8 protein-coding genes, 1 tRNA gene and 7 pseudogenes are annotated in these 13127 nt (G+C 69.5%); 7 read left to right on the top strand and 9 right to left on the bottom strand.

Annotation, left to right across the window (positions count from 1 at the left end; translation table 11 throughout):
* Window positions 1-28: 28 nt before the first annotated feature.
* From AAF143_RS04170 to AAF143_RS04160, 3 genes and pseudogenes are all read right to left on the bottom strand, one after another.
* A complete protein-coding gene (locus AAF143_RS04170; protein ID WP_255008282.1) occupies window positions 29-1342 on the bottom strand; it encodes an IctB family putative bicarbonate transporter in 1314 nt (437 codons plus the stop codon).
* Window positions 1343-2081, bottom strand: a pseudogene (trmB, locus tag AAF143_RS04165) (tRNA (guanosine(46)-N7)-methyltransferase TrmB).
* A 7-nt stretch (window positions 2082-2088) separates the two neighbouring features.
* Window positions 2089-3381 carry an FIST N-terminal domain-containing protein gene (locus tag AAF143_RS04160; RefSeq protein WP_255008278.1) on the bottom strand — a complete coding sequence of 431 codons (1293 nt, stop codon included), beginning with the start codon at window positions 3379-3381 and terminating at the stop codon, window positions 2089-2091.
* 58 nt (window positions 3382-3439) lie between these two features.
* Here AAF143_RS04160 and AAF143_RS04155 point away from each other — a divergent pair.
* Window positions 3440-4053, top strand: a pseudogene (locus tag AAF143_RS04155) (DUF3177 family protein).
* Window positions 4053-4351 (top strand): annotated as a pseudogene (locus tag AAF143_RS04150) (hypothetical protein). Before AAF143_RS04155 ends, AAF143_RS04150 begins: the two co-directional pseudogenes overlap by 1 nt.
* Before the next feature lie 9 nt (window positions 4352-4360).
* On the opposite strand, the pseudogene ileS reads toward AAF143_RS04150, so the two are convergent.
* Both ileS and AAF143_RS04140 read right to left on the bottom strand, forming a co-directional pair.
* A pseudogene (ileS, locus tag AAF143_RS04145) lies at window positions 4361-7320 on the bottom strand (isoleucine--tRNA ligase).
* Between the two features lie 10 nt (window positions 7321-7330).
* Entirely contained in the window at window positions 7331-7981 is a 651-nt protein-coding gene (locus AAF143_RS04140) for a Ycf66 family protein (RefSeq protein WP_255008271.1), read from the bottom strand.
* A 53-nt stretch (window positions 7982-8034) separates the two neighbouring features.
* Here AAF143_RS04140 and AAF143_RS04135 point away from each other — a divergent pair.
* Both AAF143_RS04135 and crtR read left to right on the top strand, forming a co-directional pair.
* Window positions 8035-8116: transfer RNA gene (locus tag AAF143_RS04135), tRNA-Leu, on the top strand.
* 58 nt (window positions 8117-8174) lie between these two features.
* Window positions 8175-9199 (top strand): annotated as a pseudogene (gene crtR / locus AAF143_RS04130) (beta-carotene hydroxylase).
* Between the two features lie 29 nt (window positions 9200-9228).
* Here the strand turns inward: crtR and gatC are convergent.
* The gene (gatC, locus tag AAF143_RS04125; RefSeq protein ID WP_255008267.1) at window positions 9229-9522 is read right to left on the bottom strand and encodes an Asp-tRNA(Asn)/Glu-tRNA(Gln) amidotransferase subunit GatC; all 294 of its coding nucleotides are present in this window, start codon (window positions 9520-9522) and stop codon (window positions 9229-9231) included.
* Window positions 9523-9567: 45 nt separating this feature from the next.
* Window positions 9568-10364 (bottom strand): annotated as a pseudogene (locus tag AAF143_RS04120) (creatininase family protein).
* Window positions 10365-10475: 111 nt separating this feature from the next.
* Here AAF143_RS04120 and AAF143_RS04115 point away from each other — a divergent pair.
* Entirely contained in the window at window positions 10476-10775 is a 300-nt protein-coding gene (locus AAF143_RS04115) for a DUF6679 family protein (RefSeq protein WP_414026533.1), read from the top strand.
* A 35-nt stretch (window positions 10776-10810) separates the two neighbouring features.
* On the opposite strand, the gene AAF143_RS04110 is transcribed toward AAF143_RS04115, so the two are convergent.
* On the bottom strand, window positions 10811-10954 hold the full coding sequence (locus tag AAF143_RS04110; protein WP_255008262.1) for a hypothetical protein: 144 nt from the start codon (window positions 10952-10954) through the stop codon (window positions 10811-10813).
* Between the two features lie 69 nt (window positions 10955-11023).
* Window positions 11024-11419 (bottom strand): DUF6165 family protein, encoded by a 396-nt coding sequence (locus AAF143_RS04105; protein ID WP_255008260.1) that lies wholly within the window; start codon window positions 11417-11419, stop codon window positions 11024-11026.
* Between the two features lie 33 nt (window positions 11420-11452).
* Between AAF143_RS04105 and AAF143_RS04100 the strand changes: the two are divergent.
* Together AAF143_RS04100 and AAF143_RS04095 are read left to right on the top strand one after the other, a co-directional pair.
* Window positions 11453-12092 (top strand): annotated as a pseudogene (locus tag AAF143_RS04100) (DNA-3-methyladenine glycosylase).
* Entirely contained in the window at window positions 12089-13126 is a 1038-nt protein-coding gene (locus tag AAF143_RS04095) for an aspartate carbamoyltransferase catalytic subunit (RefSeq protein WP_255008256.1), read from the top strand. The pseudogene AAF143_RS04100 and the gene AAF143_RS04095 overlap by 4 nt, the downstream one beginning before the upstream one ends.
* Window position 13127: the final 1 nt, after the last annotated feature.

Raw genomic sequence — 13127 nt, 5'->3', positions numbered from 1 at the left:
AGGTCGGCAAAGGAAGGCGGCGGGCCGCTCAGGTCTCCCGGGGTGAGCGGGCCGTGACCGCCAGGGTGGCCAGGCAGAACCAACCGCTGAGCTGCACCTCCGGGCGGAAGAAGATCGTGTCGGCGATGCCCTGCACCCCCAGGCCCGCGATCGCCGCCAGGGCCGCCAGGGCGGGCAGGGCGAAGGCCGCCTCTCCCTTGAGCTGAGCGAGGGCGAGGCGCACACTGGTCCAGAGCAAGCCCAGCACCGCCACCAGCCCGGGAAGGCCCCCTTCCACCAGCAGTTCCAGGGGCACCGAGTAGGCGCTCAGGGCGTTGAACTTGGGCTGCTGATACAGCGGATAGATCGCGTTGAAGGCCTTGTTGCCCGGGCCGATGCCCAGCCAGGGCCGGTCGTTGATCATTTCGATCACCGCATTCCAGACGTTCACCCGGAAGTTGTTGGAGCTGTCCTCGCGGCCCACCACAAGGCTGAGCAGACGAATCCGCAGCGGTTCCACCAGGGCGACTGCCACCACCAGGGCCGCCACCGCCAGCAGCAGCAGCAGCAGCGGCAGCAGGCGCCGCCAGAGGGGCGGCCAGTGGCGGGTGGCGCGCAGCACCAGCAGCAGGGCGATCACCCCGAGGGCGGCCACCATGCCAAGCCAGCCCCCACGGCTGTAGCTCAGGTAGGTGGCGGCGGTGCCCAGCACCAGGGAGATGAGGGCGAACAGGCGCGGGGCGGGCCTCTTCCAGCGCATCAGGGCCACCACCGCCAGGGGCAGGATCGGCAGCAGGTAGCCCGCCAGCAGGTTGGGGTTCTCCAGGGGTCCGTAGATGCGGATCGTGCCGTCGGCCACGGAGTTCGGGTCGGCCCAGCGGGCCAGTTCACCGGTGTCGCCGTAGAGCTGACGGATCCCGATCACAGCGGATGTCAGCTGGCCCGCCAGCAGGGCCGCCACGATCCGGTCCCACCAGATTGGCGCCTCCGCCAGCAGCTGGCGCATCAGCGCATAGACCCCCAGGTAGCTCACCAGCTTGAACAGCCCCTGCAGGGCTTCCTTGGGCACCGGCGAGAAGCCGGTGGCGAGCACGCTCACCCCGAGCGCCAGCAGCAGCCAGCCACTGATCGCTCCGATCGGTCCGGGCGGGGTGCGCAGGGCCCAGAGCACCCAGATCAACCCTGAGGACAGGATCAGCAGGCTCAGCCCACCGCGGGTGACCAGGGGCATGCCCGCCATCAGGGCGCAGAGCACCAGGCCGGCCACGGTGGGCAGCTGGCGGGCCAGGGGGCCAGGGGCGGATCCGGCCAGCAGCCCCTGCCAGCGCATCAGCCAAGGAACGGGAGCGGGAGCGGGGGACATTCAGGCGCCGGCTGGGACCACGGCGGCCGAAGCTGCCACGGGTAGGGCCGGATTATCGGCGGCCTCGCGCGCCGCCTCCAGGGTGGCCAGGTCGCAAAGGGGCTGGCCGTTGCGGCGGTAGAGCACCCGGTAGACGGGCAGGCCCTGGGCGAGCACGTGCCGTTCCCGTTCGGTGGCCACCGGCAGGGGTTGTCCTGGCGCCAGGGACGGGGGTCGCCGGCGGGGCGATCGAACCAGCCGCTGGTTTCGCACAGGGTCACCATCGGCTCGATCACGGCAAGCACATCGCTTTGCAGGAACAGCTCTCCCGCCGTTTCGCCCCCTCCAGGGCGGCGGCGAAGGCGCGCAGCAGCGCCGGCTGCAGCACCCGTCGTTTGTGGTGCCTTTGTTTGAACCAGGGGTCGGGGAACTGCACACTGATGCCCCGCAGCAGGCCGGCTGGCAAGGCCCCCAGCCAATCCTGGAGGCTGACATTGGCGTTGCAGAACAGGATGCGCAGGTTGGTCAGGCCCAGGGCGCGGCGATCCGCCTCAGCGGCCGTCACCAGAGGGCGGCGGATCTCCACGCCCAGAAAATTCCATTCCGGATGGCGCTGGGCGATCTCCAGCAGGAAGCGCCCGCGGCCGCAGCCCACATCCAGGTGCAGCGGTTGATCCGGAGCCGCGAACAACTCCACCGGGGGCGGCAGGACCAGGGGCTGCTGGTAGAGAAGGCCCAGGGGGTTGACGTGCTGGCGCACCATCGGCTCAGGGCTCCGGAGTGGGCTCGTTGACCAGAAAACCCCAGCTGGCGGTGTAGCCGTGCAGCTGGGTGCTGCCCGCCAGGGGGCCGATCTCGCCATTGCAGAAGGCACCGACGATCGGCAGACCCGCGAACAGCTCCCGGGCCACTCCCACATCCCCGTCGGGATGGCCGTAGAGACCCTGGCCCCGGCCCAGGCAGGCGAACAGCAGGGCCGCCAGCGGCTGCGGCGCCCGTTGCTGCTGGCGCATCAACAGCTGCTGGAGCTCCTGGCGGGAGGCGGCGGCATCCCGGAGCTGGAACTGCACCTGTTGGCCCACGCGCATGCGCTCCGCCACCGCCACGGCGCCATTGCGCGGATCGACGCCGATCAGGTTGCGCACCAGGAAGGCCGCTTCAGCCTCGCGGTCACCGTTCTCAAGGCCACCACCCTCGAGGCTGAAGGCGTTGCGGGCCACCCCCAGGAAGAGGGAATGGCGTGCCAGTTCCCGCTCGCTGGCGGTGAGGGATTCGAGGATCGTCTGCAGGCAGGCCACCGGTGTGTTGCGCTGGTCACCGGCACTGAGCTGCAGCACCACGTTCCGCTCCGCCCGCTCCACCTCGAAGACCGGCCCGATCGGCCGGCAGCCCTGGGCCACCACCGGATCCAGCCGCCAGGCCCCACCGATCAGACAGCCCACCGCGCCGGTGAGCACGCGGTCACCGAGGAACAGGGAGCCATGGTCGGCGCTGTGGTGACCGGCGATGCCACCCACCTTGGCCAGACCAGGAAAGGCGTAGTCGAGGCCATTGATCAGGTCGTTGAGGCCCGAGCTGGTCGGGTCCACGAACAGCAGCATTGAGCGGGCTGCGCCCGGGTCGGCCCCCACCCAGTCGATCCAGGGCTGGGCGGCCCCGTCCAGGTCGGGAAGCTTCTCGGTGTCGAGGGCGAAGGGCTGCAAGGCAACGCCGGGGAGCCGCAGCAGCGTCACCCCGAGGGCGCTCTGCTGCTCCAGCTCGTGGCTCGCTCCAGCGGCGTCGGTGACCACCACACCGGCCCCGGCGCAGCCGATCCAGTGGCGGGCGTGCAGGTGGGCGCGCAGCAGCGGCAGCAGCCGAGGCAGGTCGCTGGCGTAGCTGGTGGAGCAGAACACCAGGGCGAGGTCGGCGGGCCGCTCGGCGCTGAAGGCGCGGCTGTCGAGTTCGCGCACCACGGCCCCCACGGCCGCCTCCAGGGAGGCGTCGCTGGCGGTGGCGGTGCGGCAGAGGGCCGACTCACCATCCGGTCGCCACCAGGAAAGCAAGGGGAACGGAGCCATGGTCGGACCCTACTGCTGCAGGGCACAGCAGATAATGACGCCTTGTTGAACCAGCTCTGTGCCGGATCTGCTCTACCGCTCCCTGGTGTGGCTCGACTACCGCCTGGCGGTGGTGTTCACCCTCGGCCTGCCGTTGGTGCTGCTGATCTGGGCCGCCGTGCGCCGGGAGGGGCGATGCTGCGCCTGCTGACCATCTACTGGAAGGTGGCCAGCCTGCTGGTGGTCACGGTGCTGCTGATGACCGACGGCAAGCCCCTGGGCTATCTGCTCGGGGTGGTGGCCCAGCTGCTGATCATCGCCTCGCTCTGGTTCTGGGTCGACATCAACGAGGAACTGGCTGATCTGCCCCCCTGGCGCCCGTTGCCGTTCACCGTTCGGGCCTGGCGCTGGGGGCTCACCCTGTTCGCCCTGATCGGAGCGGGTTTCAGCTCCACCGCCCTGGGCTGCGCCTGGGGTTCGGTGTCGCGGCCCGCCTGCCAGGTGTGGCTGGAGGCGCCCAAGGGGCTCAATGTGGGCCTGGCGCGGCTGTTCGATTTCGTCTTCGGGGCCGATTGGACCCCGTCCTTCGCGGTCTTCGTGGGTTACATGGGCCTGGTGGCCTACCTGGTGGGCCTGCTGCAGTGGCTGCTGGTGCGGCTGCCCAAGCAGGGGCGCGTGGCCGGGGAGTTCTGATGCTTGGGGCCCTGGAGGCGATCAGCCGCGAGCATCCCCATCGGGTGCTGCGCCTGCGGGGCACCCTGCCCGCGGCGGACGACGGGGCGAGCGAAGCCTTCGAGCTGCTGATCTTCCGGGGCTTCTCCAGCAGCGTCACCCATCCCACGGCCTTCGATCCTGACCAGCCGGCCCTGCCGGGGCCGCAGAGATCACCGCGGCCGAGCTGCTGGAAGGCCCCCTGCGGCCTGGGGCGGAGCGAATTCTGGCGGGTCCCGTCGCAGCGGAGACGTTTCTCGATCCGGCGGCCTGGCGCTAGGGCCGCACGTCAGTCCGCCCCGCCGGCCAGCACCCCGACGCAGCGGCCGCAGAGCAGGGGATGGGCGGTGTGCTGGCCCACGTCGGGTTCGATGTGCCAGCAGCGCTCGCATTTGTGGCCTACCGCGCGGGCGATGCGCACGCTGAGGCCCGCTTCGGTGGCTTCGGCCAGGGGGTCGGCCAGGGGCTCACCGCCCACCTGCAGCTTCGACACCAGCAGCCAGTCGACCAGGTTGTCCACCTCCGGGTGGGCACTGGCCTCCAGCACCGCCAGGGCCACCCGCCAGGGCTCTCCCGCTGCGCCGGCAGCGGGCTCCAGCTGCACCCGTGCTTCCAGCGAGGAGCCGATTGCCCCCTGGGCGCGGGCGTCTTCCAGTTGGCGGTTCACCTGGGCGCGCAGCTCCCGCAGCGGTGTCACCGCCGCGCCGCCCTGATCATCGCTGCTCCGCCAACCGTCGGGCACCAGGGGCCAGCCTCGATCGAACACGGAACGCTCCGCCACCGGGTAGGGCAGGTTCTGCCAGATGTCCTCGGCCATGTGGCAGAGCACCGGTGCGATCAGTCCCGCCAGCCGTTCGACCACCAGGGCCAGCACCGTCTGGCAACTGCGGCGCCTGAACGCCGCCGCCCCGCTGACGTAAAGGCGGTCCTTGGCGATGTCGAGGTAGAAGTTGGAGAGGTCGACGACGCAGAAGTTCTGCAGCGCCTGGAAAAAGCGGTAAAACTCGAAGCTCTCGAAGTGACCGCCCACCTCATCGATCAGCTGGGCGGTGCGTTGCAGCATCCAGCGGTCCAGCAGGGGTAGGTCCTCGATCGCCACGGCATCACCGCCTTCGCTGACCGGTCGCGGGTCGAAGTCGTGCAGGTTGCCGAGCAGATAGCGAGCCGTGTTGCGCACCTTGCGGTAGACATCCGCCAGCTGCTTGACGATTCCCGGCCCCAGGGGCACGTCGGCGGAGTAGTCCACCGAACTCACCCACAGCCGCAGCACATCAGCGCCATAGGCAGGCTCCTGCTTCTCGTTCTTACCCCCTCGACGAGCACCGCCGGATCGACGACGTTGCCCAGGGATTTGCTCATCTTGCGCCCCTTCTCATCGAGGGTGAAGCCGTGGGTGAGCACGCGCCGGTAGGGGGCACAGCCGTTGACGGCCACCGAGGTGAGCAGGCTGGATTGGAACCAGCCCCGGTGCTGGTCGGAGCCCTCCAGGTAGAGGTCGGCGGGGTAGTTGAGGCCCTCGCCCAGGCCACGGCCGTCGTGGAGGCCCCCGAGCACACCCGCCCAGGAGGAGCCGGAGTCGAACCACACATCCATGGTGTCGGTGCCCTTGCGCCACTGCTCCGCTTCGGCGGCCCGATCCGGCGGCAGCAGCTCGGCCTCGCCCCGCTCCCACCAGACATCGGAGCCGTGCTCGGCAATCAGTTGTTGCACGTGGGCGAGGCTGGCCTGATCGAGCAGCACCTCCCCGGTGCTGCGGTGATAGAAGACCGGGATCGGCACCCCCAGGTGCGCTGACGCGAGATGCACCAGTCGCCCCGGTCGCGCACCATTGCCTCGATGCGGTTGCGGCCGCTGGCCGGCAGCCACTCCACCTGCTCGATCGCGGCGAGGGCCTGGGCACGGAAGCCCTCCACCGAGGCGAACCACTGTTCGGTGGCCCGGAAGATGGTCGGTTTCTTCGTGCGCCAGTCGTAGGGGTAGCGGTGGGCGTAGCGCTCCTGCTTGAGCAGGGCGCCGGCGGCCTCGAGGGCCTCGATGATCGTGCCGTTGGCGTCTTTGAGCACGTTGAGCCCCGCGAAGGGGCCGGCCTCTTCGGTGAGGGTGCCGGCCTCGTCCACCGGGCAGAGCACCGCCAGGCCGTACTTCTTGCCGGTGTTGAAGTCGTCGACGCCGTGGCCGGGGGCGGTGTGCACCAGCCCCGTGCCGGTTTCGGTGGTGATGTAGTCGCCTCCGAGCACCACCGGGCTGTGACGTTCCAGCAGCGGATGGCGGTAGTGGATCCCCTCGAGCTCGGCGCCCTTGAGGGAAACGATCGGCTCCAGTTCAAGGCCCAGCACGCCGCGAAGGCTCTGCACCAACTCAGCGGCCACGATCAGCTGGCGGGCTGATCCAGCGCCTGCGGCATCGCCCACCACCCGGCAGACGGCGTAGTCGAGGGCGCCGTTCACCGACACCGCCAGGTTGGCAGGCAGGGTCCAGGGGGTGGTGGTCCAGATGGCGACGGCGAGGGCACCGGCCTCGGTGGCGACGCCGGCAGCCGCCAGCTTTGAGCCCAGTGCCGCCGGCACCGACGTCACCGGAAAGGCCACGTAGACGCTGGGGGAGGTGTGGCCGTCGGGATACTCCAGCTCGGCCTCGGCCAGGGCGGTGCGGGAACTGGGGCTCCAGTGCACGGGTTTGAGGCCGCGGTAGATGTGACCGGCCAGCACCATGCGCCCGAACACCTCGATCTGGGCGGCTTCATAGGCCGGCTCCAGGGTCAGGTAGGGGCGCTCCCAGTCGGCCCAGATGCCCCAGCGCACGAAGCCCGTCCTCTGGATCGCCACCTGCTCACGGGCGTAGGCCTGGGCCTTTTCGCGCAGGGAGGTGGGGGTGAGCGCCTGGCGCTCGTCGCTGTTCAGGCTCTGGAGCACCTTGAGTTCGATCGGCAGCCCGTGGCAGTCCCAGCCGGGCACGAACCGGGCCCGCTTGCCTTGCAGCAGGGCGTGCTTGTTGATGATGTCCTTGAGGATCTTGTTGAGGGCGTGGCCCACGTGCAGGGCCCCGTTGGCGTAGGGGGCCGTCGTGGAGCGTGAAGGTCTCGCCGGGGTTCTCGCGGCTCAGCTGTTCGTACAGGCCCCACTCCGCCCACAGGGCCTGCAGTTCCGGCTCGCGCACCTTGGCGTTGGCCCGCATCCCGAACGGCGTCTGCAGCAGGTTCAGCGTGTCCTTGTAGGAGACCGGGCTGGCGGTCACGGCGCCGGAGGGCATCAACTGGGGATTATCGACCCTGGGGTGGGCAAGCCCCGCGTCCCGCCTCCCCACCGTTGTGGGCCTCGATCAGGGCATCGATGGCGGCAAAGGAACTCACCTCGACGGTGCCGGGCTCATGGCTGGTTTGCTGGTTCTGCTCGATGGCGGCGGCCGTGGGGGCAGCCTCCTCAACCTCCGCGGCCCCTGCACCGCTTTCGGTGTGCTCCGCGACCGGGGGCGCTTGAGCCCCGCCCGGCTCCGGCCGCACCCAGCGCTTGGTGGTGCTTTTCGGCTGGGGCGCGAGGGCCTGGCGCAGGCCGGAGGCCGCCTGGGCCCCCTGGCTCAGCAGCCGGGCCACGGTGGTGGCAAGTTCCGAGACGGCCGTCCGCCAGCGCTCGCTCGAGGCCAGCCGCTGTTGCTCCTCGGGGCTGAGTTGGCGCCAGCGCAGCTGCACCACCTCCGTGCCCAGTCGGCCGATCAGCAATCCGCCGCAGAGCACCGCCAGCATCGGCGCGCCCGTGAGCCGGTCGGCGCTGGTCACCAGCACCAGCCCCAGCAGCAGCACCACGGCGCCCCAGAAGGCATCACGGGGTCGGCTCAGCTCGGCGGTGAGCAGCGGCAGCAGAAGGGCCAGGACCCCCAACAGCAGCGCCAGGGTCCCACCGATGGTGGCAAGCATGGGAAAGCAGGCGGGTCGCAACCATTCTGAGCCGGTCCCTACAGTCGGGCCCTGCCCACCTGGCGGAATTGGTAGACGCGCTGGTTTTAGGTACCAGTGGCTTTGGTCGTGGGGGTTCAAGTCCCCCGGTGGGCATGGATCAGTTTCTCCTTATGGTGGTGCGTCGATTGGTTGGCAGGTGCGGCCCCGGGCAATGACGCAAGCTCTGCACCCCTCGCCTGATCAGCCCTTGGCCCTTGAGCACTCGCCCCACGCGCAGCGCTCGGTGCCGAGGGAGTTTCTGGATGCGCCGTCGACCTGGAATCCCACCGTGGGGCTGTTCCTGGGGGGCTATGCCCTGGCGGGTCTGACGATCTGGGGCTGGTTCGTGGGCGGCTGGCCCCTGCCGGCCTTGCTGGCCACTGGATTTCTGGCCTTGCACCTGGAGGGCACGGTGGTCCATGACGCCTGCCACAACGCCGCCCATCCCAGCCGTTTCGGCAACGCGCTGATGGGTCACGGCTCGGCCTTTCTGCTGGGGTTCAGCTTTCCGGTGTTCACCCGGGTGCATCTGCAGCACCACGCCCACGTGAACGATCCGAAGCACGACCCGGATCACATCGTCTCCACCTTCGGTCCGCTGTGGCTGATCGCTCCGCGCTTTTTCTATCACGAGGTTTTCTTCTTCCGGCGGCGCCTCTGGCGTCACAACGAGCTGCTCGAGTGGGGGATTGCGCGGGGTCTGTTCCTGACGATCGTGCTGGCCTCGATCAAATACGGCTTCATCGATTTCGTCTTCAATTGCTGGTTCGCCCCCGCCCTGATGCTCGGGGTGACCCTGGGGCTGTTCTTCGACTACCTGCCCCACCGGCCCTTCCAGTCGCGCAGCCGCTGGCACAACGCCCGGGTGTATCCCGGCCGGTTGATGAACATCCTGATCCTGGGTCAGAACTACCACCTGGTGCACCACCTCTGGCCCTCGATCCCCTGGTTCGAATACCAGGCGGCCTACCGGGCCACCAAGCCCCTGCTGGATGCGAAGGCTCGCCCCAGCGGCTGGGGATCTTCGAGAGCCGCACCGACAGCCTCAACGTGCTCTACGACATCCTGCTGGGCATCCGCAGTCACCGGCGGCGGCGCAGCAAGCTGCGCCCGCTGGCCGCGCTGATGCCGACCTTCCGCTCCCGTCGCCACGTGCTGGAGCTGCTGCATCGCACGGCCGTCTCGCCCCTGCGCTGAACGGGCCTGGAACGTGCTCCCCCGGGGCCTCAGTCGGCCAGGATCTTCGGTACCCGAAAGAAGTCCCCTTCCCGCTGGGGCGCCTGCTCCAGCAGCTCCTCACGCACCGGAGTTGGCACAACCAGATCCTCGCGGGTGGTGTTGACCACCTCCACGGCCCGGGTGGTGGGGGGCACACCGGTGGTGTCCACCTGCTCCAGCAGAGCCACGTAGTCGAGGATCCGCTCCAGCTGAGTGGTGTAGGTGGCGATCTTCTCCTCAGGGATGTCGAGGCGGGCCAGTTGGGCCACCTTGCGTACGTCGTCGGCGGTGATCTTGCTCATGGAACCTCAGGGCCCGCGCCAGGGGGCCGGCAGCTGCTGGCGAACCTAATCGGCGGCGGCGGGGTCATCGCTCAGAAAGGCCTCCAGATCGGCCGTCAGCGCGGTGGCGGCCTCATCGAGAAAGCGCGCCCCAGCGGCCGCTGAGGCCAGATAGGGATCGGAGCCCATGCGCCCATCGGGGTGGCGACGCCGGAAATCCTCCGGTCCGTGGATCGGCCCGGCCGGTGCCGGCTCCGGCAGGGGCGTTGCTTGGCCTCCAGGCTGGGCTCCAGGTGCAAGGTGAGGGCGATTTCGCTGGGGGTGGCGTGGTGTCCCTCGCGCTCGCCGTAAAGCTCCCGTGCCGTGTGCATCACCGGGCCGGCCATGAACCAGTTGGCCAGCTTGCAGCGCAGCCGATCCGCGTTGGACAGGCCGCGACTGGCGGCGCTGGCATGGGCCTGGGCAAAGGCCGCCCGGGCGGTGGCGATGTTGCCGCCGTGGCCGTTGATCACATAGATGCGCTCGAAGCCGTGCCGCGCCAGGGACAGCACCACATCGTGGAGCAGGGCCAGCAGGGTGGAGGGTTGGAGGCTGATCGTGCCGGCGAAGCCCAGGTGGTGTTCGGCCATGCCGAAGGCCTGGGTGGGGGTCACCAGCACGCCGGTGCGGCGGCCCACCTCCAGGGCCACCGCCTCGGCGGTGAGGGCATCGGTGCCGATGGCGCCGGTGGGGCCGTGCTGCTCGGTGGAGCCCAGGGGCACGATCACCCCCTTGTGGCGCTCCAGGTAGGACTCCACCTCGGGCCAGCTGCGCAGTTGGAGGCGGATCGTTTCGGTGCTGGAGGGCAGAGAGGGTTCGGGCACGGCAGGTGTGGGGAGCGCGCGGCTGAATCGGGCGCGAATCAGTCCATCATCCCTAGGATCAGATCCGACCGGACTGGATCCGGACGGAGCCGTGCAGGCGCCGGAGGCCCCATGCTTCACCGCAAGCTCCATCGCTTCTGCTGCGAGAAGCGCCCGGTGTGGGTGTTCCTGCGGGACCAGCAGCGCTGGATTGAAAAGGCCCTCGTCGTCGAGCTCGAAGGGGACCTGGTCACCCTGCGCTACGACGCCGAGGAGGACGACGAGCTGCACAGCTGGGAGGAAAGCGTGCGGCTTGATTCGATCGGTGCCGTGAGCACCCGGCTGGCCTTCTTCAGCCGCACGGCCCTGGCCGAGGATCTGGAGACGGCCGAAGACTGCCCGGAATCAGAGCAGCTGCGCAGCCGGGGCTGAGCGCAGGTAATCGGGCGCCGATCAGCAGGCTCCGATCAGTGGGCCGTGCCGTTGCCGTCGTAGTCGTCGGTGTCGTAGTAGCCGCCCCTGGTGCCGAAGTAGACCGTGGCCAGCACGAACAGGCCGCTGCCGGCCAGCAGCACCGTGCCGAGATTGAAGCCGGAGAGGGCGAGAGACACAGAACCTGTAGCGAGGTCACCCCATTCTGGCCCCCACCAGGGGCTGCGGCGGCCCCCCTGGGGTCGGCCTCAGTAGGGGCGGTACGACTTCTCCTCGATCAGGGCTGAACCATGGCGCTCGTTGAGCTGCCGCTTCAGTGCCGCCCGCCGGTCGTTGGTGACATACACGGCACGGGCCAGGGCGATGAAGGCGTCACCGAAATCCTGCCGGCGTTCCTGCTCACGGATCTCGTCTTCGATCCTCCAGAGCTCCAGGTTCACCGCCTTGAGCGCCCCAAGCAAGGCCGGATCGATCGCCAGGCCACTGGCGGCCAGGGTGGCGTTCAGCAGCGCCAGTTCCCGCTCCACATTGGTTTTCCCCGCCCCACCGAGACGCTCGGCCTTGATCTCCAGGATCGTGATCTTGTCGATCAGTTCGCCGATGGAGACGGGAATCGTGATCAGGGCGGGATCAGGAGCTCCCATGCCGATGGCTCCGGGCGCAAGCATCATGGCCCCGTGAGTCGTTCCATCCCCGCCGCTGCTGAACAGGCGCTGCCGCTGGCCTTCTTCGAGCGTGCCGCCGAGCAGGTGGCGCCCGAGCTGGTGGGCTGCCTGCTGGTGCGCCGGCTCGCCACTGGTGACCATTGCTGGGGTGTGGTGGTGGAAACCGAGGCCTATGACCAGAGCGAACCGGGCTGCCACGGCCACCGTCGCCGCTCACCAGGCAATGAGACGCTGTTCGGAGCGCCCGCCCGCTTCTACGTTTACGTGAGTTACGGGATCCATCACTGCGTGAACGTGGTGACCGCCCACAGCGACTGGGCCAGCGGCGTTCTGCTGCGGGCCATTGCCCTGCCGGAGGGGGTGAGCGCCGCGCCGCAGGCCCCGGTCTGCTGGCGCGCTGGTTCGGCTTCGATCGCTCCCATGACGGGCTGCCGGCCACGCTGGCCAGTGGCCTCTGGCTGGCCCCCGCACCGCAGGGTTGCCGCAGCCCCTGGATCTGGTGCAGACCACGCGGATCGGGGTCTCCCGGGGCCAGGAGTTGCCCTGGCGCTGGTACCTGCGGGCGAGCCGGAGTGTCAGTCGCCGCGCTCCGGGGGATCGTCCCCCAGCCCCCTCCCAGGCCTGGAGTGTTCAGGGGGCCATGAACCCATGAGCCGCTGGAGCCACCGCCATGTGCTCGATCTGGCGGCGTTCAGCCGAGACGATTTCGCCACCGTGCTGGAGCTGGCCCAGCGCTTCCGCAACCTGCCGAGCAGCGGCTCCCGCCGGCTGCCGGCCCTGCAGGGGCGTCTGGTGGTGTCCCTGTTTTTCGAAGCCAGCACCCGCACCCGCAGCAGCTTCGAGCTGGCGGCCCGGCGCCTCTCCGCCGATGTGCAGAGTTTCGCTCCCGCCTCCAGCTCCCTCAGCAAGGGGGAGAGCCTGCTGGACACCGCCCGCACCTATGTGGCGATGGGGGCCGATGTGCTCGTGGTCCGCCATCGCTGCGCCCATGTGCCCGCCAGCCTGGCCCGGGCCCTGGAGGCCAGCGGCGAGCGGGTGGCGGTGCTCAACGGCGGCGACGGACTCCACAGCCACCCCAGCCAGGGGTTGCTGGATCTGTTCACCCTGGCGCGTCACTTCGCCCCTGACGAGCCCACCCTTGAGGCCCTCTCGGGTCGCCGGATCGTGATCGTGGGGGACGTGCTCCATTCCCGCGTCGCCCGCTCCAACCTCTGGGCGCTGACGGCCTGCGGCGCCGAAGTGGTGCTCTGTGGTCCGGCCACCCTGCTGCCGGAGTCCTTCGCCGCCTTCGTCGAGGCGCCGCCGCCCGGTCAGGCCGAGGATCCGGTGAGCGGCCGCGGTCGGGTGCGGATCGAGCGTGAGCTGGAGAGGGCCTTGGAGGGAGCTGATGCGGTGATGACCCTCCGCCTGCAGAAGGAGCGCATGCACCAGCACCTGCTCACCAGCCTGGACACGTACCACCGCCAGTTTGGGCTCGACCATGCCCGCCTGGCACGCCTGCGTCCGTCGGTGCCGGTGCTGCACCCTGGGCCTGTGAACCGGGGCGTGGAACTCAGTGGCGCCCTGCTGGAAGACCCCGAGCGCAGCCTGGTGGAGGAGCAGGTGCGCAATGGCATCCCGGTCCGCATGGCCCTGCTCTATCTGCTTGCCGCCGCCGATCAGGAGAGCAGCAGGGAACCGCGCTGAC

The organism is Cyanobium sp. ATX-6F1 (genome assembly GCF_047395825.1).
In the GTDB taxonomy this organism is placed as follows: domain Bacteria; phylum Cyanobacteriota; class Cyanobacteriia; order PCC-6307; family Cyanobiaceae; genus ATX-6F1.
This window is presented reverse-complemented; position numbering and strand designations above follow the sequence as displayed.

What these genes read in the sequence shown, in the direction of transcription:
- AAF143_RS04170 (WP_255008282.1), bottom strand. Translation starts at nt 1,342, where the DNA reads ATGTCCCCCGCTCCCGCTCCCGTTCCTTGGCTGATGCGCTGGCAGGGG.
- AAF143_RS04160 (WP_255008278.1), bottom strand. Translation starts at nt 3,381, where the DNA reads ATGGCTCCGTTCCCCTTGCTTTCCTGGTGGCGACCGGATGGTGAGTCG.
- AAF143_RS04140 (WP_255008271.1), bottom strand. Translation starts at nt 7,981, where the DNA reads ATGCTTGCCACCATCGGTGGGACCCTGGCGCTGCTGTTGGGGGTCCTG.
- gatC (WP_255008267.1), bottom strand. Translation starts at nt 9,522, where the DNA reads ATGAGCAAGATCACCGCCGACGACGTACGCAAGGTGGCCCAACTGGCC.
- AAF143_RS04115 (WP_414026533.1), top strand. Translation starts at nt 10,476, where the DNA reads ATGCTTCACCGCAAGCTCCATCGCTTCTGCTGCGAGAAGCGCCCGGTG.
- AAF143_RS04105 (WP_255008260.1), bottom strand. Translation starts at nt 11,419, where the DNA reads ATGGGAGCTCCTGATCCCGCCCTGATCACGATTCCCGTCTCCATCGGC.
- AAF143_RS04095 (WP_255008256.1), top strand. Translation starts at nt 12,089, where the DNA reads ATGAGCCGCTGGAGCCACCGCCATGTGCTCGATCTGGCGGCGTTCAGC.